Source organism: Mesorhizobium sp. P3_A8 (assembly GCF_056402995.1).
Window position 1 is genome coordinate 736,451 of the sequence record NZ_JBFUGI010000002.1, and the last position, 24,325, is coordinate 760,775.

A 24,325-nucleotide genomic window follows, 5' to 3' on the forward strand; every position below is an offset into this window, starting at 1 on the left:
TTCCGCGCGGCGCCCCCGACCTTTTCTCAGGTCGCGGGCGCCGTTTTCACGAGCAGGCCGACGAGAGCGGCGACATCGGCGCGGTCGGCCTTGGCCGGCGGCATGAACGCGCAATAGGGATGACCGAGGCGCACCGAGACTGACGAGAGCGCGATCAGGCGGCCGGCCTCCAGATCGGCCTGCGCCATCACACGCTGGCCAAGCGCAATGCCCAGACCTAGCCTTGCTGAAGCGATCGCCAGGCTGGACAGGCCGACACGGCGCCCATGCGACGGGTCGGGTGAGCGGCTGCCGCCACATGCCGCGAACCAATCGGCCCAGCTCGGGTGCGAGGCATAGTTCGGGCCCCAGTTGGTGTGGATGAACAGACTCTCATGCAGGCCCGTGAGACCCGGATCGCCATTGCCGTGCCGATGCCAGAATTCCGGCGCGCAGACCGGCAGCACATCGTCATGGACGAGACGAACCATGCGCAGGCCGGGATAGTGATAGTCGCCATAGGAGATGCGCAGGTCGACATTTTGGCGCATCAGGTCGATCGGATCGTCTTCCGCCCGCACGTCGATCGCCATATGCGGGAAGGCATCGAGAAGGGCCGCCAGCCTCGGCGCAAGCCACAGTTCGGCCAGCGAGAACGGCACGCTGACGACAAGCCGTGTCCTCAAGCCGCCTTCCAGCATGCGCTGGCCCATAGCGGCTATGTCGCCCAAAGCGCGCGCCGTCTGCGGGTAGATGGCGTGGCCGGCGTCGGTCAGCGTGATGCGGTTGCCTGTGCGCACGAACAATTGCTTGCCGAACCAGGTTTCGAGATTGCGGATCTGCTGGCTGACCGCCGCCGAGGACACGCCAAGCTCGCTCGCGGCCAAGGTGAAGCTGCCGGCGCGGGCCGCGACTTCGAAGGTCTTGATCGCGTTCAGCGGTGGCAGCCGTTCCATGACAGAGTTCCATAAGTTTTTCTTGGTCAGTCGTAATAATTTTCCGCGTTGAGGGAAAGAAATTTTTGCCGTCTTCTGTGTCCAACCCTTGGAGCACCCGACATGAAAGACATTCTCGATCTCGACCGTTATCCGCTCGACCGCGAAGGTAGCGCCGAATGGAACCATCTCGTCGAACAGTCGATCGAAGCCCTCAGGGCCGACGGCATGTTCAATCTCGAAGGTTTTTTGCGGCCCGGCGTCGCCGAACAGGCGGTGCGGGAAATCAAGCCGGTGATGGACACGCAGTCCCATGTCCACAAGCGCATGCACAACATCTACTTCAAGCCCGATATCCCCGAACTCGCACCCGAACATCCTGCGCTGCGCAAGGTCGAAACCATCAGCCACACAGTCTGCGCCGACCAGATTCCCGGCAGCACCGTGCTTGCGATCTACGAATATGAACCGCTGGTGCGGTTCTTGGCGGCGACCATGGGCAAGGAAAAACTGCACGTCATGCAGGATCCGCTGGCCCGCACCAATGTCATGGCCTATCGCGCCGGCGAGGCGTTGAACTGGCATTTCGATCGCTCGGAATTCACCACGACGCTGCTGCTGCAGCAGGCGGAGCGCGGCGGCGACCTCGAATACCGCACCGATCTCCGGTCGGATAACAACCCGAATTATGAGGGCGTCGCCAAGCTGCTCGAAGGGCGTGATCCCGACGCCAAAATCCTGCGCATGAAGCCGGGTACGCTCAATGTCTTTCGCGGCAAGAACACCGCGCACCGTGTCACCACGGTCGAAGGCGAGCGCGAACGCATGATTGCGGTGTTTTCCTATTATGAGAAGCCGGGCGTGATGTTCAGCACCGAGGAACGGGTGGGCTTCTACGGCCGCGCGGCTTGAGCCGTCCAACCCGCATCTGGATCGCTTGCCGGGCGACGATAAAAAATCCGAAAACGCCATCTTGTTAGATTGTCGACAATCTGATTGTCTTGCTTTCTGTGCTCGCTGGAGTGGCCCGGATGGTGAAGACGGATTTCAGCCCGATTGCCGACACGACGCGCCGCGCCGAAATCGTGGCGCTGCTCAGACGCGCGATTCTGACCGGCCAACTGCAACCGGGCCAGAAGCTCAACGAGCTCAGGATTTCCGAACAGATGCGGGTCAGCCGCGCGCCCCTGCGCGAGGCGATGCGCGAGTTGGTGCAAGAAGGCATCCTGACCAGTATTCCCTATGCCGGCACCTTCGTCATCGACGTCACGGCCAAGGACATCGACGATGCCTATTCGCTCAACCAGGTGCTGGACGAATTCGCCATCGAGTGCACCTGGCCGCTGCGCGACCAGCGCTTCATCGATGAGCTCGACCGGCGCCATGAAGCGGTGAAGCAGGCGACCCGCAACCTCGACACCACAAGGCAGATCGAAACGGCGCTGCAACTGCACGGCCTGATTTACGAATGGGCCGATAACTCGGTGCTGCTGGAAACCTGGCAGCGGCTGACCAGCCGGCTCCAGATGTATTTCGCGCTGCACCAGCATGCGCGCAACGAGCCGGTGCCGGCCGAAGACGTCCATGAGACTTACGTCCAGCTGATGAAGGGCACCGACATGCGCGCTGCCCAGCGCCATGCCCGCGAGCATATCCACCTCGATTTCGAACAACTGCTTTCCTACGCACGCGGCCTCGAACTACGCCCATCAAGGGGCGCCTGATCAATTCCCCAGACATTGCAGCCAACGGACAGACACGTGCGGATCGAAACCATCAAAGCCTACCATGTCGTGCAGCCCTTCGTGGACGGGCCCTACCGCATGTCCAAGGGACGCGAAGCCGACGCCTTCGATGCGGTGATCGTCGCCATCACCGCCGACGGCGGCCTCACCGGCTGGGGCGAAATGGCGCCGCTCGGCAATTTCTACTCGCCCGCCTTCCCGGCCGGCACCCGCGCCGGCGTGCCGGAAATCGCGCCGCACCTGATCGGCCAAGATCCGCGTGGCCTGGCCAGCATCGGCCGGCTGATGGACACGGTGTTCAAGGGCCACCCCTACATCAAGTCGGCGCTCGACATGGCCTGCTGGGATCTCGCCGCGCGCGCAGCCGACGTGCCGCTGGTGACGCTGCTAGGCGGCAAGGAGAGCGACACGGCCGAGCTCTACAAGGTCGTCACCCATGGCAGCGTCGATGCCATGGCCGCGCTGGCCAAGCGCATCGTCAAGGACGGCTTCCACCGGCTGCAGGTCAAGGTCGGCGGCAATGTCCATGACGACATCGAGCGCGTCACCGCGGTCGCCGCTTCAGTGCCGAAAGGCACCGTGATATTCTGCGACGCCAATGCCGGCTGGACGCCCTATCAGGCGCGCCAGTTTGCCGACGCCACGCGCGCCATCGACTACACGTTCGAGCAGCCCTGCACGACGATCGACGAAAACATGTCGGTGCGCCGGATGCTCGACAAGCCGATGGTGCTCGACGAATCCGTTACCTCGCTCGAGGCAATGCTGGAAATCCATCGCCTGGGTGCGGCCGACGGGTTGACGCTGAAGATTTCGCGGCTGGGCGGGATCACCAAGACCCGTCTGATCCGCGACGTCGCCGTCGATCTCGGGTTCATGATCACGGTCGAGGACACTGGCGGCGCCGAGATCGACACGGCAGCGATGGCGCATCTGTCGCTGTCGACGCCGGAGGAGCGCCGGCTGCATGCGATTGCCTTCCATGAATGGGTGACGGTGCGCACTGCCTCGAACAAGCCGCCGGTCACCGGCAGCCGCATGGGCATTCCGGACGGGCCGGGCCTCGGCATCGACGTCGTTCCCGACCTGCTCGGCACACCGTTCTTCGAGATTGGCGGCTGACATGAAAATCCGAAGCATCAAGGCCACGCCGATCAATCTTCGCCTCGAAGCGCCCTATGGCTGGGTCTTCGGCGAGCTCGACGGATTTTCGCAGACCATTGTCGAGGTCGAGACCGAGGATGGGCTGATCGGCCTCGGCGAGGCGCCGACGCCGGCGGCGGCCGCGATCATCAATGATGTTCTGGCTGAGCGCCTGGTCGGCCGCGACGCCTTCGACATCGCCGGCGCCGAACATGTCTGCCTGCCCTACTGGACCGGTGTGCAATCGATCAACGACCGCACTCGCATCATGGCCTTCGGCGCCGTCGAGATGGCGCTGTGGGACCTGCGCGGCAAGGCGTGGAACCAGCCGCTCTACCAGCTGCTTGGCGGCGCCGTGCGCAAGGACATCCCGTTCACCGACTATTTCTCGCTGCGCGGCGACGGACCCAAGGTGAAGGGCGAGACGACGCCGGAAGAAGTCGCCGACTATTGCGTCGAACTGCACGAGACGCATGGCACGACCTTCTTCGAAGGCAAATTCTCGACCGAAGATCCGAAAATCTCGCTGAGAATGGTCGAGCTGATCCGCGAAAAGCTCGGCGACGAGGCGATGATCCGTATCGATTCCAACCAGGCCTATTCGCTCAGCACCGCGCGGCGGCTGGCGCGGCCGCTTGAAGAGCTCGGCGTGCGCAACTGGGAGGATCCGGTGGCGACCATCGAGGAGATGCGCCAGTTGCGGCAGCATTGCTCGATCCCGTTCTCGACCCACAATATCGACATTGCGCGCGCGATGGACCTTAAGGTTCCGGACGCCTTCGTCGGCAATCCGACGGCGCATGGCGGCATCGGCCGCATGCTGCGCTTCGTTGGCGCCTGCGAGCACGCCGGCGTCGATTTCTGGTGCTATAGCGGCGACAGCGGCATCGGCAGCGCGGCCTATCTGCATCTGTGCGCCGCGCTCGGCTGGATCCGGGAGCCGAACCAGTCGCTGTTTCGCATGCAGCCTATGGACATCACCGAGGAAGGGCCGTTTTCGCCTACGAACAATGTCGTGCGTGTCCCGGAAGGCCCCGGTCTCGGCATCACCCTGTCGCGGAAAAACCTCGCGGCCTGCCATCGCGATTTCGTCGAGAACGGCCCGTGCAACAAATATCACGACCCGGCGAAGCCCGGGACCTATCGCCGTTTGCCGCTGAATTAGGAGACAGAGAAGGGAAAGGAGACTTATTCAACAACAAGAAGTCCGCGCCGCGATCGGATCGTGACGACAGGACCTGACGGGTGGAAGCATTGCCTCAAGAAAATCTGACCCCTGCGCCGCAAGGATCGGATGGACCAGACAAAACCGCATGCTACAGTCCCGGTCGAACTCACGTCGTTGATGGCCGGGGACAAGGAGAACTCCACGGAATTTCGTCAACCGGAAGTGCATCTTCAACCATAAGAAATAGGGGAAAGGGTTAAACCCATGAGCAAGAACTATCGCATTCTCGACCTGATCCGGCGCAGCCGCTCGCCACTCGAAAATCACCTGATCGACGGTCTCGTCGACGGCCGCGTCAGCCGCCGCGACTTCATTCGCCACGGCAGCATGCTTGGCCTGTCGCTGCCGCTTCTGGGCGGCATCACCACGGCTGCCGGCTTCGGTGGCATGCCGTCGCTCGCCCGCGCCGCGGGCGCCGCCGGCGCCACCATCCGCGTCGCCAGCAGCGTGCCGGCAGCGGCGATCGACCCGGTCACCATTGCGGACGCCGGCGGCCTCGTCGTGCTGCAGCAGGTTGCCGAATTCCTCTGCGTCGACGGCCCAGATCTCGTGCTGAAGCCGGCTCTGGCCGAAAGCTGGAAGCCGAACGATAAAGGCACGGTGTGGACCTTCAAGCTGCGCAAGGGCGTGAAATTCCACTCGGGCGGCGAAATGAAGGCCGACGATGTCGTGGCCAGCATCGACCGCCTTGCCGACCCGGCAAACTCGTCCAACGCGCTGTCGGTGTTCACCGGCATCCTGCAGAAGGGCGCCACCAAGAAGGTCGACGACTATACGGTGGAATTCCATCTCGACGCGCCGAACGGCAACTTCCCCTACATGGTGTCGTCGGACAACTACAACGCCGTCATCATCCCGTCGAGCTACAAGGGCGACTACGAGAACAGCTTCGACGGCACCGGCCCGTTCAAGATCGAAAAATACACGGCCAAGGTCGGCGCCTCCTTCGTGCGCAACGACAACTATTGGGGCGAGAAGGCGCTGCCGGATCGCACCGAGTTCACCTTCTTCGCCGACATGCAGCCGATGATCCTGGCGCTGCAGGGCGGACAGGTCGACATCATCAACCAGATGCCGGTGCTCGCGGGCGTCGCCCTGCTCAGTGATCCGGGCGTCGACATCATCAGCCTGAAGTCGGTCGCGCACCAGCAACTGCATCTGCGCTGCGATTCCGATCCGTTCAAGGACCCGCGCGTGCGCCGCGCCATCGCCCTCAGCCTCGATCGCGACAAGCTGGTCGCCGGCCTGATGAAGGGCCGCGCTTCGCCTGGCAACGACAGCCCGTTCGCGCCTGCCTATCCGTCGACCGATACGAGCGTGCCGCAGCGCAAGCAGGATATCGCGCAGGCCAAGCAGTTGATGGAAGCGGCCGGCGCCGGCAAGGGTTTCAAGGTGACGCTGACCACCGAGCGCTATCTGGAAATTCCCGAATACGCCCAGCTTATCCAGAACTGGGTCAAGGAAATCGGCATCGAGCTCGAGCTCAACATCCTCGACCAGGGCGCCTATTACGGAGACGCGGTGTTCGGCAAATCGAACTGGCTGGATTCGGTGATGGGCATCACCGACTATGGTCACCGCGGCGTGCCGAACGTGTTCCTTGCAGCACCCCTGAAGAGCGACGGCACCTGGAACGCCGCGCACTTCAAGAACAAGGACTACGACACGCTGGCAAACAGCTATATCGGCGCGCTCGATCTCGAGGCGCAGAAGGCTGACGCCGGCAAGATCCAGAAGCTGCTGCTCGAGGAAACGCCGGTTATCTTCGGCTATTTCTACGACTACCTGACGGCGACGGCGAAGGGCGTGGCCGGTGTGCAGCCGACCGCCATGTCGCAGCTGTTCCTCGAAAAGGCATCGAAGGCCTAGAGCGAAAAGGGAAAGCCAATCCTGTAACGGCCAGCTCCCGCATGGGGGCTGGCTCCACAAGGAGTCTTAGCCATTCTCTCCTTCTTTGCACGGCGTATTTCGCTGTCGCTCGTGACGCTGTTCCTGCTCAGCATCATGGTGTTTCTGGGCGGCCAGGTGCTGCCCGGCAATGTCGGGCGTGCGATCCTGGGGCCGTTCGCCGACCAGCGCGCGGTCGACGCGCTCAATCATACGCTCGGCGTCGATCGCCCGCTGCTGACCCAATATGCGACTTGGATCTGGAATTTTGTCCGCGGCGACATGGGCACGTCCTATATCTTCCGCTCGCCGGTGGCGCCGTTTGTCATCGACGCCTTGGGCAATTCGATGAAGCTGGCTGCCGTCGCCTTCGTGCTGGTGGTGCCGATCGGCATCCTCGGCGGCGTCATTGCCGCGCTGAACCTCAACCGCCCGCTCGACCGCATCATCAGCCTTGGCGGCCTGTCGGTGACGGTGCTGCCGGAGTTCGTCACCGGCATCATCCTGATCCTGATCTTCGGCGTGTGGCTGCGCTGGCTGCCGATCTCGGCGGCATGGCCCAGGGACGCCGGCTTCTTCACCCAGCTCTACTATCTGATCCTGCCGTCGCTGCCGCTGTTCCTGGTGCTGTTCGGCTATATCGCGCGCATGGCGCGCTCCGGCATGATCGAAGCGCTCGATTCCGACTATACGCGAACCGCCGTGCTCAAGGGCCTGCCCTGGCGCACCGTGATCTGGCGCCATGTGCTGCGCAATGCGCTGCTGCCGACCATCACCGTCATTGCCACCCAAACCGGCTATCTCATCGGCGGCCTGGTGGTGATCGAGACGCTGTTTCGCTACCAGGGCATCGGCTCGCTGATCTTCACCGCCGCACGCGGCAAGGACTTTCCGATGCTGGAATCGGGCATTCTCACCATCGGCATCGTCTATGCGGTGGCGACACTGATCGCCGATTTCCTCTATTCCGTGCTCAATCCACGCATCAGGCTGGGGTCAGACCAATGAGCGCCGTCCAGACCACCTCTCCGCCACAAGACGACACGCGCCGGCGCAGTCCCATGGCGGAAGTCTTTTTCTCGCTGCTGCGCTCGCGAACCTTCCTCGTCGGCCTCTTCATCGTGCTGTTCTGGGTCGCCTGCGCGCTGTTCGGCGAACATTTTGCGCCTTACGACCCGCTCGCCGACGACATCATCAACGCGCTGGCACCACCCTCGCGCGAACACTGGTTCGGCACCGACCAGATCGGCCGCGACGTCTTCTCGCGTGTCATCGTCGGCTCGCGCGATATCCTGACCGTCGCCCCGCTGGCAACGCTGCTGGCGACGGTGGCCGGCACGGCGCTTGGCCTGCTCACCGGCTATTTCCGCGGCATCGTCGACGATGTCGTCAGCCGCATCCTTGAAGCCTTCATGGCCATTCCCGTGGTCATCGTCGCGTTGCTCGCCATCGTCGCGCTCGGCACCTCCAAGACCACCGTCATCGTCGTCATTGGGCTGAGCTTTGCGCCGATCATTGCCCGCACCGTGCGCTCGGCGGTGCTGGCCGAGCGCGAACTCGACTATGTCGCGGCAGCCCAGTTGCGGCACGAGAGTGCGCTGCATACGATGTTCGTCGAGATCCTGCCCAACGTCATTCCGCCGATCCTGGTCGAGACCACCGTGCGGCTGGGCTACGCCATCTTCGCGGTCGCCACGCTGTCCTTCATGGGTTTTGGCATCCAGCCGCCGTCACCCGACTGGGGGCTGTCGATCTCCAGCAATTACGGCATGATCGGCGGCGGCTTCTGGTGGACGGTGCTGTTCGACGCACTCGCCATCGCCTCGCTGGTGATCGGCGTCAACCTGGCGGCCGATGGCGTCCATGGAGCGCTCAATGACTAACTCCGCCCCGACTAAGCCGGCAAAGGCCGAGAACGCCCTCGAACTGCACGATTTGTCGGTTGCCTATCGCGTCGCCGGCCGCAACCGCGCCGTGCTGCGCAATCTCAGCCTCAACATCCGGCAAGGCGAGGCCTACGGGCTGGTCGGCGAATCCGGTTGCGGCAAATCCACCGTAGCGCTCACCGTCGTGCGCTATCTGCCGAGGAACGGCTCGATATCCGGGGGCGCCATCTCGCTTGACGGCCAGGATGTGATGAAGCTCGATGCCGAGGCCTTGCGGCGCGCCCGCGCCGAAAGCGTCTCGATGGTCTATCAGGATCCCGGCAAGGCGCTGAACCCGTCGATCCGCATCGGCCGCCAGCTGACCGAGATCTTCGAGCTTGCCGGCGTCACGGGCAAGGCGGCTGAGGATCGCGCCATCGCCATGCTCAACCGCGTGCGCATCTCCGACCCGCCAAGCGTCATGCAGCGCTACCCGCACCAGCTCTCGGGCGGCATGCAGCAGCGCGTGGCGATCGCCATGGCGCTGGCCAATGACCCGTCGATGCTGATCCTCGATGAGCCGACCACCGGGCTCGATGCAACGGTCGAAGCCGAGGTGCTCGACCTCATCGCGCAGCTGCGGCAAGAACTCTCGGCCTCGATCCTGTTCATCAGCCACAACCTCGCCGTCGTCTCCAACATGTGCGACCGGGTCGGCGTGCTCTATGCCGGCATGCTGGTGGAGGAAGGACCGACCGACGTCGTCTTCAACGATCCGCGCCATCCCTACACCGTTGCCTTGCTGCGCTGCCTGCCACGCGGCGGCCAGCGCAAGGACCAGGGCCGGCTCGACACCATTCCGGGCTTCCTGCCGGGCATCGGCGCTGACATCAAGGGCTGCGCCTTCGCCGACCGCTGTGCCTTGGCAGACGATCGCTGCCGCACCGAATTGCCGCCGCTCTATGATCTGAGCGACGAGCGCGGAAAACGCCTGTCGCGCTGCTTCCATCACGACAAGGCGCAGGCCCTGCCGCGCGCCACACCCAGCGATGTGGCGCCGGCACCAAAGCCGGAAGCGGCACCGGTGCTGCGTGTCGCCGGGTTGAACAAGACCTATGCCAGCCATGGCCAGCCCTTGCGCGCCGTCAAGGATGTCTCGCTTGATCTCAGGCCCGGCGAGACTCTGGGACTGGTCGGCGAATCCGGCAGCGGCAAGACCACCTTCGCCCGGCTGCTGCTCGGCCTTGTGCCGCCCGATGACGGCGGCACCATCGAGCTCGAGGGCAAGGCCCTGGCGCCGAGGCTGGAGAACCGTGGCGACGATCAGGTCAAGGCGCTGCAGATCGTCTTCCAGAACCCGGACTCCGCGCTCAACCGCTCGCATTCGATCCGCCACATCCTCGGCCGCGCCTTGAAGCGGCTGGCCGGCCTCTCCGGCAAGGCGCAGGAGGCGCGCCTCGACGACCTCGTCCGCTCGGTGCGCCTCACCGACCGGCATCTGGCCGTCAAGCCGCGCCAGTTGTCAGGCGGGCTGAAGCAGCGCGTCGCCATTGCGCGTGCCTTCGCCGGCGATCCGCGCATCGTCGTCTGCGACGAGCCGACCTCGGCGCTCGACGTCTCAGTGCAGGCGGCGATCCTCAACCTGCTCGCCGACCTGCAGTCCAAGGAGGACGTCAGCTACATCTTCATCTCGCACGACCTTGGCGTGGTGCGTTACCTCTCCGACAAGATCGCCGTGCTCTATCTCGGCCGCATCATGGAGATCGGGCCATCGGAGGAAGTCTTCTCCGGGCCGCATCATCCCTATACCGAAGCGCTGCTGTCGGCCGTGCCAAAGCTCGACCAGACCGAGACGGCGCGCATTCGCCTCGACGGCGAGATCCCCAGCGCCACCAACCCGCCATCAGGCTGCGTCTTCCACACACGCTGCCCGCGCAAGATCGGCCCGATCTGCGAACAGCAGGAGCCGCCGCTGGCCGAGGCGCAGCCCGGACATTCCATCCGATGCCATATTCCCTATGCTGAGTTGGCGAGGCTGCAGAAACCGGTCGTGATCGAGGCGGCATAGCAAGGCATCGCTGGCCGGTTCACTTCAGGCCGGCCATCCCCAGGGAACGGTCGCCTTCCGAAAAACCCTGATCGCTTGTCCAGCCCTTGGCCAGCGAGCGCAAGCCGGTCAGCGCGACGTCGAGCACATCCGATGAGACGGGGTTGGAGGGATAGGCGAGATAGATCGGCCGCTGGAACATTGGCGCATTGTCGATGCGCCGCATCTCACCTCGCTCGATATGGCCGCTGACGGCGCTGAGCGGCAGATAGGCCGCCGCCTGCTGCGACAGCACATGTTGCAGGCCGATGAAGACCAGCCCTGCGGAAATCGCCGGCTTGACCATGCCGGCAAAGGCGCGGTCATGCTCGATGCGGAATTCGAGCCCCCAGTCCATCAGAATGTAGTTTTCAGTCCACGGCTTCGTCTGCGCCGCATGCTGGACCAGCACGACCTGATCGACGGCCAGCGTCTCATAGACGATGCCGGGATGCGGGCGTGGCAGATAGAGAATGCAGATATCGAGCAGGCCTTCGGCGAGCTGGTCGATCGCCAGATCCGGGAAACTGCCTTCGAGCCTTAGCGCCACATTTGGCCGTTTTGCGCGCATCCACTCGACCCATGGCGAGGTGATCAGGTCCCAGAGATAGGCTGGAGCGGTCAGCCGCAGCAGTGTTTCATAGCCATCGGGAACGGCAATATCCTGCCGCGATTGCTCCCAGGTGCGGGTGATGGAAGAGGCGTGCGGCAGGAACTGCCGGCCAGCTGGCGTCAGCGTGACACCGTCGCGGTCGCGTACGAAAAGCCGGCGCCCCAATTGCTCCTCCAGCCCCCTGATCCGCGCACTGACGGTGGATTGGGCGAGATTGAGCCGGCTGGCCGCGACGGTGAAGCTGCCATGTTCGGCAACCTCCAGGAAACTGCGCAGGTTTTCGGTATCCATGCTCACACCTTGCATCGAAAATTTCGATGACCCCTATCAAAAAATATCGCTTTCCGGTCGCGGTCAACAATGACCTAAATGGCCGATCCCCCAGGGGCAAGCGAGGAATGCAGCCAATGCCAAAGCATTTCATGACGATCGATGCCGCTCGCAAAAAACTGACGGCAATCGAAAATTCCGCTGTCGACGACTTGCTGGCCGGCCGGCTCCACCGCCGCGATTTCCTGCGCCATGGCAGCGTTCTCGGCCTTTCCCTGGCGTTCCTGGGCAGCCTTGTAACGGCTGCCGGCCTCGGCACGCAGAAGGCCCGCGCCGAAGGCAAGCCGGGTGGCACGGTGCGCGCCGGCGTCGCCACGCCCGGCGGCGCCATCGATCCCGTCACCTACTACGACAGCGGCAGCTACCAGCTGGTTTTCCAGACCGCCGAATTTCTCTGCATCACCCAGCCGGACCTCACTCTGAAGCCGGTACTGGCGGAAAGCTGGGCGCCGAACGCGGATGGCAGCGTGTGGACCTTCAAGCTGCGCAAGGGCGTGAAATTCCACAATGGCGAGGACTTCAAGGCTGACGACGTCGTCGCGACCTTCGATCGCCTCGCCGACCCGAACGGCGCCTCGAACGCGCTTTCGGTGTTCAAGGGCCTGCTGTCGAAGGGCGGCACGCAGAAGGTCGACGACCACACCGTCGCCTTCCATCTCGATGCGCCGAACGGCAGCTTTCCCTATTCGGTGTCGATCGACAATTACAACGCCGTCATCCTGCCAGCGACCTACAAGGGCGACTACGAAAAGACCTTTGAAGGCACCGGCCCGTTCCGGCTGGAGAGCTACACGCCGAAGGTCGGCGCGACCTTCGTACGCAACCCCGATTATTGGGGCGAGAAGGCGCTGCCCGACCGGCTCGAATTCAAATTCTACGGCGACGTGCAGCCACGCATCCTGGCGCTGCAGGCGGGTGAGGTCGACATCCTCGACGCCGTGCCGCTCGATGTCAGCCAGGTGGTGCTCAACAGCCCCGACATCACAGTGCTGCGTGTCGCCTCGACCGCGCACCGCCAGCTCCACATGCGTTGCGACACCGGCCCGTTCACCGACAAGCGCGTGCGCCAGGCACTGGCGCTCAGCATCGACCGTTCCAAGCTGGTCGACGGCCTGTGCCGCGGCATGGCGGCGACCGGCAATGACAGCCCGTTCGCGCCGGCCTTCCCCGCCACCGACACGTCGGTGCCGCAGCGTGTCCAGGATATCGCCAAGGCCAAGCAGCTTCTCGAGGCGGCCGGCCTCGCCAACGGCTTCGACATCACGCTGACGACGCTGCGCTATTCCGACATTCCGGGTTACGCGCAGCTGTTCCAGAATTTCGCCAAGGAGATCGGTGCCCGCATCTCGCTCAACATCGAGGACCAGGACAAATATTACGGCAAGGCGGTGTTCGGCCAGTCGGACTGGCTGGACAGCCCGCTGGGGATCACCGACTACGCGCATCGCAGCGTGCCCAATGTCTTCCTGAAAAGCCCGCTGGTCAGCGATGGCCCGTGGAACGCGGCGCATTTCAAAAGCCCTGCCTATGACGGCATGGTCACCTCCTACCTCAAGGCACTCGACATCGGTGCGCAGCGCGCGGCCGCTTCCGACATCCAGAAGCTGCTGCTCGACGAGACGCCTGTCATTTTCAGCTATTTCCCGGACCTGCTGGTGCCGGTGCGCAAGAATGTCAGCGGCCTGCCGCCGATCGCCGCCGGTCTGCTGCTCGATCGTGTGTCGCTGGGATAGAGGCTGGATTGGACAATTCCGCTTTTCGGGCGGTGAGGCTATTCGCTAGCAGGGCTGTGAAGAGCGATGGGGGGCCATCACTCGAGCTGCTCGACGCAAGGGAAACCCGCCGCCCGGAAACCCTCTCCGGCACCACAATTCAATCCAGGTTCATCTCGCTGTGCGCCAACGCTCGATGACAAAAGACAGGAAACGGGAGACTACCATTCGCAAGCCTCATTTGCGCGGCCGCGGGCCGCATTTCCCCTTGCTCGACAATATCGTGCAGTACGAGTTCGAGCCCGGCTATGTCGCCTTCACCATGCCAATGCAGAAGCGGCTGCGCGTGCAGGTGGGATCGATGATCGTCGCCGACACGACAAAGGCGCTGGTGCTCTACGAGAGCGACCATCTGCCGGTCTACTACTTCCCGATCAGCGACGTGCGCGAGGAATTCCTGCTGCCCTCTACGACGACGACCGAGAGCCCGTTCAAGGGCGTCGCCACCCATTATTCGCTGAACACAGGCATCACGCTGGTCGAGGACGCGGCCTGGCGCTATGTCGATCCGGTCAAGGGATCGCCTGACCTGTCGGACTACATGTCCTTCTATTGGCCCAAGATGACGCACTGGTATGAGGAAGACGAAGAGATCTTCGTCCACGCCCGCGATCCGTTCCGCCGGGTCGACTGCCTGCCGTCGTTGCGGCGCGTCCAGGTCATCCTCGACGGCGAGCAGGTCGCCGATTCACGCCGTGGCGTGTTCCTGTTCGAGACCGGCCACCCGGTGCGCCACTACCTGCCGATCGCCGACACGCGGCTCGATATGTTCGCGCCCAGCCGCTACATCTCGCGCTGCCCCTACAAGGGCATCTCCAGCTACTATCACGTGACGACGGCCAAGAAGCGGCACGAGAACCTCGTCTGGTACTATCCCGAACCGGTGCACGAGGCCGAACGCATCAAGGGCATGGTCTGCTTCCATCACGAACTGGTCGACAAGATCATGGTCGACGGCGTCGAGATTCCGAAGGAATTCACGGCCGCGTCCAGCGGCTATTTCTAGGCATCGCCGCTCCCTTGTCGGCTTGCGCGCTGAGCGCTTGATCGAAACATGGCTCTGCGCATACCCTCCCCTGAATTCGGGAGGGCTATCGATGGATCTTTTCAAGCTGGACGGCGATGTCGCGCTGGTCACCGGCGCCGGCAGCGGCATCGGCCAGGCAATCGCGATCGGACTGGCGGAGGCAGGGGCCGACGTCGCCTGTTTCGGTCATGCGTCGAAAGGTGGGCTGGACGAGACCGCGCACCGGATCACGGCGCTTGGCCGCAAGGCACTGGTCCTTAACGGCACGGTGACATCCGAGAGCGATCTCGCGGCGGCGATCGATCGCGTCGAGGCCGAGCTCGGTGCGCTGACCGTTGCGGTCAACAATGCCGGTATCGCCGGCTCAGTGCCGGCCGAGACGATGTCGCTTGAGACATGGCAGAAGGTGCACGAGGTCAACGTTGCCGGCGTGTTCCTGTCCTGCCAGGCTGAAGCCCGCAAGATGCTGGCGCGTCGCAAGGGCTCGATCATCAACATCGCCTCGATGTCGGGCACCATCGTCAATCGCGGGCTGACGCAGGCGCATTACAATTCCTCGAAAGCCGCCGTTATCCACATGTCGAAGAGCCTCGCCATGGAATGGGCCGATCGCGGCTTGCGCGTCAATGTCGTCAGCCCGGGCTATACGCTGACGCCGATGAACAAGCGGCCCGAGGTGGCTGAAGAGATCAAGATCTTCAAGCGCGACACGCCGATGGGACGCATGGCGGCGCCGGAGGAAATGGTCGGGCCGACAGTGTTCCTCGCCAGCCGCGCGTCGAGCTTCGTCACCGGCCTCGACCTGATCGTCGATGGCGGCTACGTCTGCTGGTAGGATCGCATCTCTCAGACTTCGCCTGCAGTCTGAATTTGTGCATCCGCGAAGCGTTAGTCGTTGCGCGAGATGAACGTTGGTATATATAATTTCATCCTATGAAACGGCTTGGCGAGATGGGGCTTGCCAGGCCAACAGCCGAGATCATGGGACCTTGATGGCTCGCACCTTGCAGGGCGCCGCAAGACTGGCAATTGATCCGCGGATGATCGCTCCCGCAGCGATGCATCGGCAGTCATGACGCTGACCCTCCCGGCATACTCCATCATCGCCGAAATTCAGCATCATTTCGCCTGCGCCGGCTTTAGCCGCGACGTGGCGGCAACGGCCTTGCGCAACGACCAGCCTTTCCAACACAATGAGAAAAAGACGCAAGAAGGGAACGAGCAATAACCGCCACAGCTTGAAGGAGAACAAGCATGTCATTTCGCAGCTATATCTCGAAGTTATCGATCAGTGCCGTCGCGCTCGCGACACTAAGTCTGCTGACGCCTTCCGCCCAAGCCGCCGCACCGGAATCCAACGACCCGATTAAGATCGCGCTGTTCGACTGGACCAGCGTCAACCTCAACGCCAAGATCCTCGGCGGCATCCTGGAAAAGCTCGGCTATACCGTCGAATATCCGACCGCCGACTACCTCTCCAGCCTGACCACCGGCCTGACCAATGGCGACCTCGATGTCGGCCTGGAATTCTGGGACACCACCGCCGGCGAAGCCATGAAGGCGTCCGATGCGACCGGCCAGACCGAACGGCTCGGCAAGCTCGGCCCGAAGGCCAAGGAAGAATGGTGGTTTCCTGAATACATGAAGGAAAAATGCCCGACCTTGCCCGACTGGCATGCGCTGCTCGATCCGACATGCGCCGCATCGTTCTCGACGGCGGAGACGGCGCCGAAAGGGCGCTATCTCGGCGGACCGGTGACCTGGGAAGGTTTTGACGACGAGCGCGTCGCGGCGCTGAAGCTGCCCTTCACCGTGATCCATGCCGGCACCGATGCGGCGATGTTCGCCGAACTCGACTCAGCCTATCAGCGCAAGGCGCCGATCATGCTGTGGATCTATTCGCCGCATTGGGCGCCGGCCAAGTACAAGGGCGAATGGGTGCAATTCCCCGAATACACGCCGGAGTGCTACAACGACCCAAAATGGGGCGTGAATCCCGACGCCAAATACGACTGCGGCAAGCCACATGGCGAGATCTGGAAATACTCCTGGAGCGGCATGAAGGACAAATGGCCGGTTGCCTACAAGGTGGCGAAGGCCTTCACGATCGATACCGACGAGCTCAACAAGATGAGCGGCGAGATCGACCTTGACGGCAAGAAGCCGGAAGATGTCGCCGCCGCCTGGATCGCCGCCCACGAAGCCGACTGGAAAGCCTGGGCGCAGTGATCGTTCCGACTGGAAACGCGAGACCCGGCCGTTGATCGGCCGGGCCTCAAATCTTGATATTCCAGAAGGACGATTGGATGGCGGACGGGACTGAACAAGGGGCGATGCAACCGGGCACGGACGACCGCCCGGTAAAGCTTGCCTGCCGCAATGTCTGGAAGCTGTTCGGGGCGAACGCGGCCAACTTCATCCGCGAGCGCGACGGCAAAGCCAGCATGGCCGATGTCACTGCCGCCGGGCTGGTCGGCGCGGTGCGCGCCGTCGACCTCGAAATCCGCCAGGGCGAGATTTTCATCATCATGGGCCTGTCCGGCTCCGGCAAGTCGACGCTGGTGCGCTGCATGTCGCGGCTGGTCGAGCCGAGCCACGGCAAGGTCGAGTTCGAAGGCAAGGACCTGTTGAAGATTTCCGATGCGGCACTGATCGAACTCAGGCGCCATCGCATGGGCATGGTGTTCCAGAATTTCGCACTCTTGCCGCATCTCAATGTGCTGGACAACATCGCCTTTCCGCTGAGCATCCAGGGGCAGGACCGGGCAACGCGCGAGGCGCGGGCGCGCGAAGTCATCGAACTTGTCGGCCTGCGCGGCCGCGAGCATTTCTATCCACGCGAATTGTCCGGCGGCCAGCAGCAGCGCGTCGGCATCGCCCGCAGTCTCGCGACAAAACCGGAAATCTGGTTCCTCGACGAGCCGTTCTCCGCACTCGATCCGCTGATCCGCCGCGAGATGCAGGACGAATTGATGCGGCTGCAGACCATGCTGCACAAGACCATCGTCTTCATCACCCATGATTTCGACGAGGCGATACGGCTGGCAGACCGCATCGCCATCATGAAGGACGGCGAGGTCATCCAGATCGGCACCCCGGAGGAACTGGTGGTCAATCCGGCGACCGACTATGTCGCCGAATTCACCCGCGACGTCGACCGCGCCAAGGTGATCTCGGCGCGCAGCCTGATGCGCGCCTGCGACGGCGCCGAGCATGGCGGCACGGTTTCGCCCGATGCCAAGATCGCCAGTTTCTCGGCCAGCATCGTCTCCGCAGGCAAGCCGTTCGCGGTGGTCAACGGGACCGGCAAGCCGATCGGCGAAGTCACGCCGCAAGCGGTCATCGACCTGCTGGCCGGCATCGAGAGAGCTGGCGCATGACGGTAACCGCAAGCGCCAGCGAGGCGAGGCCGCCGCTTCAGCGCTGGCTTGTTGTCTGGGTGCTCGCCCTTGCCGCCGTGCTTGTGGTGTTCCTACTACAGGAAAGTGTGCCCTGGGCAGTCAACTATCCAGCGGAAGCGGTCGTGCCGGTCGCCGACTGGGTCAGCGCGCTGATGCGTTGGATCAAGTCGAACCTGTCATGGCTGACGCGCTCGATCACCGCGGTGCTCGGCGTGCCGCTCGACTTCGCGCTCAACCTGCTCGCCAAGAATTTCAAGATCGGCCACGGCGCGGACGCCTATGTCCTGCCCCGCCTGTCCTGGGTCGGCGTCTGCGCTGTCGCCTTCCTCGCCGGCCATGCCGTGGGTGGTCGTAAACTCAGCCTGCTGGTCGGCGGCTGCTTCCTCTACATCGCGCTGTTCGGCCAATGGACCAGCGCCATGCTGACGCTGGCGCTGATCTCCATCGCCGTGCCGTTCTGCATCGTCACCGGCCTGTTCGCCGGCATCTGGGCGTGGCGCAAGCCGTGGGCGGAAAGACTGATTGTCTCCCCTGCCCTTGACCTGATGCAGACGATCCCGACCTTCGCCTATCTCATCCCGATGCTGCTGCTGTTCGGCAACAGCCCGGTCTCGGCGATGATCGCCACCGCCATCTTCGCCACGCCGCCGATGGTACGGGCGACGATGCTCGGCCTGTCGCGCGTGCCGCTGGAGATCGGCGAATTCAGCGACATGGCCGGCTGCACGGCGCGACAGAAACTGTGGCGGGTGCTGTTGCCCTCGGCGCGGCCGACGCTGATGGTCGGCGTCAACCAGGTCATCATGCTGGCGCTCAACATGGTGATCATCGCCTCGATGATCGGCGCCGGCGGCCTCGGCTACGACGTGCTTCTGGCGCTGCGCGCGCTGAAGGTTGGCGAGGCGATGGAAGCCGGTCTCGCCATCGTGGCGCTGGCGATCGCGCTCGACCGGCTGAGCCAGGCCATCGCGCACAAGCAGGCGAAGGGCCACGTCCATCAGGCCATGAGCTCGAACCTGTGGCGGCGCTACCCCAATCTAACGCTGGCCATCGCTATCCTTGCCGTCACAACGCTGCTTGGTCTGTTCGTGCCGGCTTTCGCGGCGGTGCCGAAGGCGATCACCTTCACCACCGCGCCGCTGTGGAAGGCTGCGGTGAACTGGGTGACGATCAACTTCTTCGATGTGATCGAAGCGTTCCGCGTGGCGCTGATCCTCAACGTGCTCAACCCGGTGCGTGCCTTCTGTGAGGGCTTTCCGTGGCTGGGCGCAGTGTTCCTGCTCGGCCTTGCCGGCTATCAGCTCTCGGGCCTGCGCCTCGCTGTCCTGGTCGCCGCGCTCACCGCCTTCTGCGCTGTCACCGGCCTGTGGGAAAAGACCATGGCGACTGTCTATCTCTGCGGTATCTCGGCCTTCATCGCCTGCCTGATCGGCATTCCGATCGGGCTGATGGCGGCGCGCAGCGACCGCTTCGAGAAGATCGTCACGCCCATCATCGACACGCTGCAGGTGCTGCCGTCCTTCTGCTTCATCATCCCGGTGGTGATGCTGTTCAGGGTCGGCGACGTCACCGCGATGATCGCCACTGTCGCCTTCGCCGTGGTGCCGGCGATCCGCTATACCAATCACGGCATCCGCCAGGTGCCGCCGGCGCTGATCGAAGCGGCCAAGGTGTCGGGCTGCACGCCGCGCCAGACTTTCTTCCGCGTGCAATTGCCGCTGGCGCTTCCCGAAATCATGCTCGGCGTCAACCAGACGATCCTGATGGCGCTGGCGATGATCATCATCTGCGCCATGGTCGGCACGCGCGATCTCGGCCAGGAGGTGTTCATCGCATTGTCCAAAGCCGATTCCGGCCGCGGCATCGTCGCCGGCCTGGCCATCGCCTTCATCGGCATCGTCGCCGACCGGCTGTTCAACGCCTGGACGGCGAAGGCCAGGGCAAGACTGGGATAGAAGCCGAATGGCAGAGCCGGGTGAGCCGCCCTTTACCGTTCTCGTCTTCGACATGGCCAAAACCGGCGAACCGGATGGCGAGCGTATGGTTCGCGGATTCGAGACGCTGGATGCGGCAACATCCTATGCCATCGCGCGGGTTCGCGCCTCAGTGGAGGAATTGCGCAAGCCCGGCATCGCGGCAGCGGAACTTCGGCAACTCTGGCACATCTACGGCGAAGACTGCTCGGTGCTGAACGCCAATGTGCGCGGCAGCGATCTTCTCGACGATTTCATCGCGACGCCGGCGACCCCTGTCGAGTGCAACTGGCAGGTTTTGGCGCCAAGGCTACGCCGATTCCGCGCCTCGCTGCTGATCTCCAACGACAAGGACGAGTCGGTCTGGGCCGGCGGCTTCTTTCGATCGACCTACAAATTGGCGCGCGACGGCCTGCTCGAGCGTTTTCGCGACGACGCCATTGCCGCCCTTAAAGCCAAGAGCATCGAGCCGGCGGAGCCGACGAAGCTCGTGGTCGCCAATTACTTCGAGCTTCCGGATCCACCCTATCCACCGCCAGGCGTGGCGCTGCGATCCTGGAAGGTCGAGGTCGGTTTCGTCTGCCACGATGTGAAGTTCGGCGGCGACGCCGCCGGCGTCTTCTCCTGGCCGCAAGAGCCGACCGACTGGGCGCTCAGAACCATGCAGTTCCTGCTGATGGCCGACATGATGGCGATGCGCGGCGATGGCCCGGACTGGGCCAACGATTGCGACGTCCTCTCCGTTAAGGTGACCGAGACGGATGCGCCTGCCGACTATCCCTTGGATTGAAGCGGCCTACTCCGCCGCGACGCCCTTCACTTCGAGATAGCTCTCCATGGAATCGTCCAGCGCCTGCAGCCACGGCGTATGGTGCAGCGGCGCCATAGTGCCGGTCATCAGCGAGCGGTAGGCGTGATCGCGAAAACTCATAATGTCTTCGCCCTTGTGGTGCTCCCACTCCATGAAGGTCTGGTTGACCGCCTCGACATCGAAGCCGGGATAGTCGGTCTGGTCCATCAATTCCTTGGTGTAATCGCCCTGGAACCAGATCATCTGCTCGGCGTCTTCCAGCGTTTCCTCACGCGCCCGCCATTTGGCGCCATGCTCGGTCATCGCCTCGGCCGAGGGCAGCTTGATGCGGCCCATAATGACGTCGCGGGCGAACCAGGCCTGCGCGTCGAACATGTTGAAGGTGTAGAACTGGTCCTGCATGCCGATATAGGACAGTTTTGGATTCTTCTCCCAGACGACGCCCTCATAGAGGCTGTCTGGCCACATGCGGTTGGCGGTCTTGAGCTTGAGGTCGTCGGTCAGGAACGGGAAGGAATGCAGGTAGCCGGTGCACAGGATGATGGCGTCGACATCCTTTGATGTGCCGTCCTTGAAATGGGCCGTCTTGCCGACAACCTTCTGCAGCAGCGGCACCTCTTTCCAATTCTCCGGCCATTTGAAGCCCATCGGCTTCGAGCGGTAGCTGGAGGTGATCGATTTAGCCCCGTATTTGTAGCATTGCGAGCCAATGTCCTCGGCCGAATAGGAACGGCCGATGATCAATATATCCTTGCCCTTGAACTCCATCGCGTCGCGGAAATCATGGCTGTGCAGGATGCGGCCGTTGAAGGTCGAGAAGCCTTCGAAATAGGGCACGTTGGGCACCGAAAAATGCCCGGACGCGACGACGACATTGTCGAACTCTTCGGAATAGGTGACGTCATTGCTGCGGTCATGCGCGGTGACGGTGAATTTCTTCGTCTCGTCCGAAAAGGTCACCATGCGCACCGGGCTGTTGAAGCGCACCCATTTGCGCAGGCCCGACTTCTCGACGCGGCCCTTGATGTAATCCCACAGCACGGCGCGCGGCGGATAGGAGCCGATCGGGCGGCCGAAATGCTCCTCGAAAGTGTAGTCGGCGAATTCCAGGCATTCCTTCGGTCCGTTCGACCAGAGGTAGCGATACATCGAGCCGTGCACGGGATCGCCATGCTCGTCGAGGCCGGTGCGCCAGGTGTAGTTCCACAGGCCGCCCCAGTCGGATTGCTTTTCGAAGCAGACGATTTCAGGGATGTCGGCGCCCTTGTCGGCAGCCGACTTGAAGGCCCTGAGCTGGGCCAGGCCGGACGGTCCGGCGCCGATGACGGCAACACGAGTTTTCATTTCCAGGGCCTCCTCTTTTTGATTTCCCCAGCGAAACAAATTTCACTGACAGTGACACTAATTGGCGCTTCGGTGCTGTCAACAGACATCTGAGGGAACGGCGTTTGCGCAGACAGGATTCCTGGCGAAAAACCTTCGCGGGCAGAAATCATGGGATCGGCCCGTGCGACACAAGACGGCTTGCCGACACCGCCGCGCTGCTGTATCGCCACCTCTAATGTTCACCTAGAGTGAAATAAATCCGCGACGTCCGGGGGGCGACATGGCGAAAGACAGTTCCAAGGCCGAGCTTGCCGGCGCCAAGCCAAAGCCGTTGCCAAAGGTCCCGGCGGACGGCAAGACCATCCGCGCGCCGCTGATGCAGAACCCGCATGCCATCCGCGACACCCGCGAGAAAGTGCTGGAGGTGGCGATCGGCCGCGAGGTGCGGGCGTTTCGCAAGAAGCTCGGCATCACCGTCGCGGATCTCGCTGTCGCCACCGACATTTCGCTCGGCATGCTGTCGAAAATCGAGAACGGCATCACCTCGCCGTCGCTGACCACCTTGCAGGCGCTGTCGCGGGCGCTCGGCGTTCCGGTGACAGCCTTCTTCCGCCGCTTCGAGGAGGAACGCAGCGCTGTCTTCGTCAAGGCCGGCGAAGGGCTGGATGTCGAGCGCCGCGGCACGCGCGCCGGCCATCAGTACAATCTGCTGGGACATATCGGCTCCAACACCAGCGGTGTCGTCGTCGAACCCTATCTGATCACGTTGACCGAGGATTCGGACGTCTTCCCGACCTTCCAGCACGAAGGCATGGAGTTCCTCTACATGCTGGAAGGCGAAGTTGTTTACCGGCACGGCAGCAACCTCTATCCGATGAAGCCCGGCGACAGCCTCTTCTTCGACGCCGACGCGCCGCACGGACCCGAGCAGCTGACGAAACTGCCGATGCGATATTTGTCGATTATTTGCTATCCGCAGAACAGCGCGGGTTAGTCGGACCGCCGCAGCCCCCTCACCCGGATTGCCGAGACCGAATTGCGAAAAGCAATTCGGGGCAATCCGACCTCTCCCCGAGGGGAGAGGAGGTTGTCAGCGCTGGCGCGCGAAGTCTCTTCTCCCCTCTCGGGGAGAAGGTGGCCCGAAGGGCCGATGACGGGGCCTTTCAATCCGGCCCAAACCCCGGCGATGTAGCGCTCCCGTCATCCAACTTCGACAGCCACTCGACCAGCGTCGCCCGGTAGCGGGTCAGGCCCTTGTAGTTGGCCAACTCGTCGGGCAGGTCGCGGATGACGCGGTGCAAGCGGCGTGCCCATTTCGGCTGCGTCACCAGTTCGTCCATTTTGATCAAGTAGCAGCGGATCGGGAAGACGATGCCGTTGGAGCGCGGCAGCCGCCAGAAGCTCTGCAACTCGACACGCAGATGCACCTTGTCGCCGACATTCTCCGGCGTCACCGTCGCCCGATCCGGTCCCCATTTGTGGTAATTTTCGGGGCTGGTATCGAGGCGCGGATTGATGGTCATCGTCCAATTCAGGCGCCGTGCCGGCTTGCCTTGCTGGATGTTGGTGAGGAACTTTAGCGCCCTGACGAAAATGCCCTTCTCATGCGCCAGCGGCACCGGCGCGTGCCATTCGAAAAAATTCATGCCGATGTCGAAATCGAGCGACCAGTCGGCTTGGGTGGTGACCATGCCGGCATCCATCCACAGATTGCCGTCGCGCTGGTCGAGGATGCAGAAATCGCCCTGGCTCTGGCGGGTGATGTATTCCATCGGCCCGAAAGGCAAAGTCGAGGTGTCGCCGAAGGTGAAAGTGTCGTCGATGCCGAGCGGCCGGTTGATCCAGCGCCAGCGATCGCCGTCGCGGGTCAAAGTGAAATGTTCGGGATAACCCAGCGCCTGCTGCTCCATCAGCAGTTCCAGCAAATCCCAGCCGGCCAGCGTCATATGCGGCAGCGACTGGCAGCGCAGCGGATCCTCAGCCAGCACCAAAGCGCGGTCCTGCATCTCGGCGACATAGTGCTCGTCGACGTCGATCAGGTTCTCCAGGACGGAACCTTTGGGGCCGACGACATGCGGCTCGATGTTGACCGCGTACATGTAGGCGTCTTCGTGGAACGGGAACGGAAACCGCCTGATGTGCTCCGGGCTGTTCTTGAAGGTGAAATCGTCGCGGAACGTTTCCTTGCGAAAGGTGATGCCCAT

The 24,325-nt window shown here is 63.1% G+C and carries 21 protein-coding genes; 17 read left to right on the top strand and 4 right to left on the bottom strand.

Translation table 11 applies throughout. The features are described from left to right. Positions 1-26 precede the first annotated feature (26 nt). Positions 27-935, bottom strand: coding sequence for a LysR substrate-binding domain-containing protein (locus AC1DX4_RS07735; RefSeq protein WP_477219735.1), 909 nt, complete (start codon positions 933-935; stop codon positions 27-29). Between the two features lie 102 nt (positions 936-1,037). Here AC1DX4_RS07735 and AC1DX4_RS07740 point away from each other — a divergent pair, with 102 nt between their 5' ends. From AC1DX4_RS07740 to AC1DX4_RS07775, 8 genes are all read left to right on the top strand, one after another. Continuing rightward, the gene (locus tag AC1DX4_RS07740) at positions 1,038-1,826 is read left to right on the top strand and encodes a HalD/BesD family halogenase (RefSeq protein ID WP_477219736.1); all 789 of its coding nucleotides are present in this window, start codon (positions 1,038-1,040) and stop codon (positions 1,824-1,826) included. A 119-nt stretch (positions 1,827-1,945) separates the two neighbouring features. Continuing rightward, entirely contained in the window at positions 1,946-2,638 is a 693-nt protein-coding gene (locus AC1DX4_RS07745; protein ID WP_477219737.1) for a GntR family transcriptional regulator, read from the top strand. A 36-nt stretch (positions 2,639-2,674) separates the two neighbouring features. Next, on the top strand, positions 2,675-3,781 hold the full coding sequence (locus AC1DX4_RS07750; RefSeq protein ID WP_477219738.1) for a mandelate racemase/muconate lactonizing enzyme family protein: 1,107 nt from the start codon (positions 2,675-2,677) through the stop codon (positions 3,779-3,781). A 1-nt stretch (position 3,782) separates the two neighbouring features. Next, complete coding sequence (locus AC1DX4_RS07755; protein WP_477219739.1) at positions 3,783-4,967, top strand: mandelate racemase/muconate lactonizing enzyme family protein; 1,185 nt, start codon at positions 3,783-3,785, stop codon at positions 4,965-4,967. Positions 4,968-5,234: 267 nt separating this feature from the next. Then, complete coding sequence (locus tag AC1DX4_RS07760) at positions 5,235-6,899, top strand: ABC transporter substrate-binding protein (RefSeq protein ID WP_477219740.1); 1,665 nt, start codon at positions 5,235-5,237, stop codon at positions 6,897-6,899. Between the two features lie 72 nt (positions 6,900-6,971). Continuing rightward, the gene (locus tag AC1DX4_RS07765) at positions 6,972-7,925 is read left to right on the top strand and encodes an ABC transporter permease (protein ID WP_477219799.1); all 954 of its coding nucleotides are present in this window, start codon (positions 6,972-6,974) and stop codon (positions 7,923-7,925) included. Continuing rightward, positions 7,922-8,800, top strand: a complete 879-nt coding sequence (locus tag AC1DX4_RS07770) for an ABC transporter permease (RefSeq protein ID WP_475451953.1) — start codon at positions 7,922-7,924, stop codon at positions 8,798-8,800. The genes AC1DX4_RS07765 and AC1DX4_RS07770 overlap by 4 nt, the downstream gene beginning before the upstream one ends. Beyond that, positions 8,793-10,850 carry a dipeptide ABC transporter ATP-binding protein gene (locus tag AC1DX4_RS07775; RefSeq protein ID WP_477219741.1) on the top strand — a complete coding sequence of 686 codons (2,058 nt, stop codon included), beginning with the start codon at positions 8,793-8,795 and terminating at the stop codon, positions 10,848-10,850. Before AC1DX4_RS07770 ends, AC1DX4_RS07775 begins: the two co-directional genes overlap by 8 nt. Before the next feature lie 19 nt (positions 10,851-10,869). On the opposite strand, the gene AC1DX4_RS07780 is transcribed toward AC1DX4_RS07775, so the two are convergent. Then, complete coding sequence (locus AC1DX4_RS07780; protein WP_477219742.1) at positions 10,870-11,772, bottom strand: LysR family transcriptional regulator; 903 nt, start codon at positions 11,770-11,772, stop codon at positions 10,870-10,872. 116 nt (positions 11,773-11,888) lie between these two features. Here AC1DX4_RS07780 and AC1DX4_RS07785 point away from each other — a divergent pair, with 116 nt between their 5' ends. The 8 genes from AC1DX4_RS07785 (at position 11,889) to AC1DX4_RS07820 (ending at position 20,774) form a co-directional block, all read left to right on the top strand. After that, positions 11,889-13,544, top strand: coding sequence for an ABC transporter substrate-binding protein (locus AC1DX4_RS07785; protein WP_477219743.1), 1,656 nt, complete (start codon positions 11,889-11,891; stop codon positions 13,542-13,544). Between the two features lie 247 nt (positions 13,545-13,791). Next, positions 13,792-14,589 (top strand): DUF427 domain-containing protein, encoded by a 798-nt coding sequence (locus AC1DX4_RS07790; protein ID WP_477219744.1) that lies wholly within the window; start codon positions 13,792-13,794, stop codon positions 14,587-14,589. A 91-nt stretch (positions 14,590-14,680) separates the two neighbouring features. Next, on the top strand, positions 14,681-15,445 hold the full coding sequence (locus AC1DX4_RS07795) for an SDR family oxidoreductase (protein ID WP_477219745.1): 765 nt from the start codon (positions 14,681-14,683) through the stop codon (positions 15,443-15,445). Positions 15,446-15,682: 237 nt separating this feature from the next. Next, complete coding sequence (locus tag AC1DX4_RS07800; protein ID WP_477219746.1) at positions 15,683-15,838, top strand: hypothetical protein; 156 nt, start codon at positions 15,683-15,685, stop codon at positions 15,836-15,838. Between the two features lie 26 nt (positions 15,839-15,864). Beyond that, the gene (locus AC1DX4_RS07805) at positions 15,865-16,839 is read left to right on the top strand and encodes an ABC transporter substrate-binding protein (protein ID WP_477219747.1); all 975 of its coding nucleotides are present in this window, start codon (positions 15,865-15,867) and stop codon (positions 16,837-16,839) included. Positions 16,840-16,916: 77 nt separating this feature from the next. Continuing rightward, positions 16,917-17,990, top strand: coding sequence for a quaternary amine ABC transporter ATP-binding protein (locus AC1DX4_RS07810; RefSeq protein WP_477219748.1), 1,074 nt, complete (start codon positions 16,917-16,919; stop codon positions 17,988-17,990). Further along, positions 17,987-19,966, top strand: a complete 1,980-nt coding sequence (locus tag AC1DX4_RS07815; protein ID WP_477219749.1) for an ABC transporter permease — start codon at positions 17,987-17,989, stop codon at positions 19,964-19,966. Before AC1DX4_RS07810 ends, AC1DX4_RS07815 begins: the two co-directional genes overlap by 4 nt. A gap of 7 nt (positions 19,967-19,973) precedes the next feature. Continuing rightward, positions 19,974-20,774 (top strand): hypothetical protein, encoded by an 801-nt coding sequence (locus AC1DX4_RS07820; RefSeq protein ID WP_477219750.1) that lies wholly within the window; start codon positions 19,974-19,976, stop codon positions 20,772-20,774. Between the two features lie 6 nt (positions 20,775-20,780). Here the strand turns inward: AC1DX4_RS07820 and AC1DX4_RS07825 are convergent, their stop codons facing one another. After that, positions 20,781-22,139: an NAD(P)-binding domain-containing protein gene (locus AC1DX4_RS07825; protein WP_477219751.1), complete on the bottom strand. Its 1,359-nt coding sequence runs from the start codon at positions 22,137-22,139 to the stop codon at positions 20,781-20,783. Positions 22,140-22,401: 262 nt separating this feature from the next. Here AC1DX4_RS07825 and AC1DX4_RS07830 point away from each other — a divergent pair, with 262 nt between their 5' ends. Then, positions 22,402-23,115 carry a helix-turn-helix domain-containing protein gene (locus AC1DX4_RS07830; RefSeq protein WP_477219752.1) on the top strand — a complete coding sequence of 238 codons (714 nt, stop codon included), beginning with the start codon at positions 22,402-22,404 and terminating at the stop codon, positions 23,113-23,115. Positions 23,116-23,284: 169 nt separating this feature from the next. On the opposite strand, the gene AC1DX4_RS07835 is transcribed toward AC1DX4_RS07830, so the two are convergent. After that, positions 23,285-24,325, bottom strand: coding sequence for a heme-dependent oxidative N-demethylase family protein (locus tag AC1DX4_RS07835; RefSeq protein ID WP_477219753.1), 1,041 nt, complete (start codon positions 24,323-24,325; stop codon positions 23,285-23,287).

Coding starts and splice junctions, on each gene's coding strand:
- AC1DX4_RS07780 (WP_477219742.1), bottom strand. CDS start 11,772: ATGGATACCGAAAACCTGCGCAGTTTCCTGGAGGTTGCCGAACATGGC.
- AC1DX4_RS07815 (WP_477219749.1), top strand. CDS start 17,987: ATGACGGTAACCGCAAGCGCCAGCGAGGCGAGGCCGCCGCTTCAGCGC.
- AC1DX4_RS07775 (WP_477219741.1), top strand. CDS start 8,793: ATGACTAACTCCGCCCCGACTAAGCCGGCAAAGGCCGAGAACGCCCTC.
- AC1DX4_RS07805 (WP_477219747.1), top strand. CDS start 15,865: ATGTCATTTCGCAGCTATATCTCGAAGTTATCGATCAGTGCCGTCGCG.
- AC1DX4_RS07755 (WP_477219739.1), top strand. CDS start 3,783: ATGAAAATCCGAAGCATCAAGGCCACGCCGATCAATCTTCGCCTCGAA.
- AC1DX4_RS07740 (WP_477219736.1), top strand. CDS start 1,038: ATGAAAGACATTCTCGATCTCGACCGTTATCCGCTCGACCGCGAAGGT.
- AC1DX4_RS07800 (WP_477219746.1), top strand. CDS start 15,683: ATGACGCTGACCCTCCCGGCATACTCCATCATCGCCGAAATTCAGCAT.
- AC1DX4_RS07745 (WP_477219737.1), top strand. CDS start 1,946: ATGGTGAAGACGGATTTCAGCCCGATTGCCGACACGACGCGCCGCGCC.
- AC1DX4_RS07820 (WP_477219750.1), top strand. CDS start 19,974: ATGGCAGAGCCGGGTGAGCCGCCCTTTACCGTTCTCGTCTTCGACATG.
- AC1DX4_RS07830 (WP_477219752.1), top strand. CDS start 22,402: ATGGCGAAAGACAGTTCCAAGGCCGAGCTTGCCGGCGCCAAGCCAAAG.
- AC1DX4_RS07825 (WP_477219751.1), bottom strand. CDS start 22,139: ATGAAAACTCGTGTTGCCGTCATCGGCGCCGGACCGTCCGGCCTGGCC.
- AC1DX4_RS07770 (WP_475451953.1), top strand. CDS start 7,922: ATGAGCGCCGTCCAGACCACCTCTCCGCCACAAGACGACACGCGCCGG.
- AC1DX4_RS07835 (WP_477219753.1), bottom strand. CDS start 24,325: ATGGGCATCACCTTTCGCAAGGAAACGTTCCGCGACGATTTCACCTTC.
- AC1DX4_RS07810 (WP_477219748.1), top strand. CDS start 16,917: ATGGCGGACGGGACTGAACAAGGGGCGATGCAACCGGGCACGGACGAC.
- AC1DX4_RS07735 (WP_477219735.1), bottom strand. CDS start 935: ATGGAACGGCTGCCACCGCTGAACGCGATCAAGACCTTCGAAGTCGCG.
- AC1DX4_RS07795 (WP_477219745.1), top strand. CDS start 14,681: ATGGATCTTTTCAAGCTGGACGGCGATGTCGCGCTGGTCACCGGCGCC.
- AC1DX4_RS07760 (WP_477219740.1), top strand. CDS start 5,235: ATGAGCAAGAACTATCGCATTCTCGACCTGATCCGGCGCAGCCGCTCG.
- AC1DX4_RS07785 (WP_477219743.1), top strand. CDS start 11,889: ATGCCAAAGCATTTCATGACGATCGATGCCGCTCGCAAAAAACTGACG.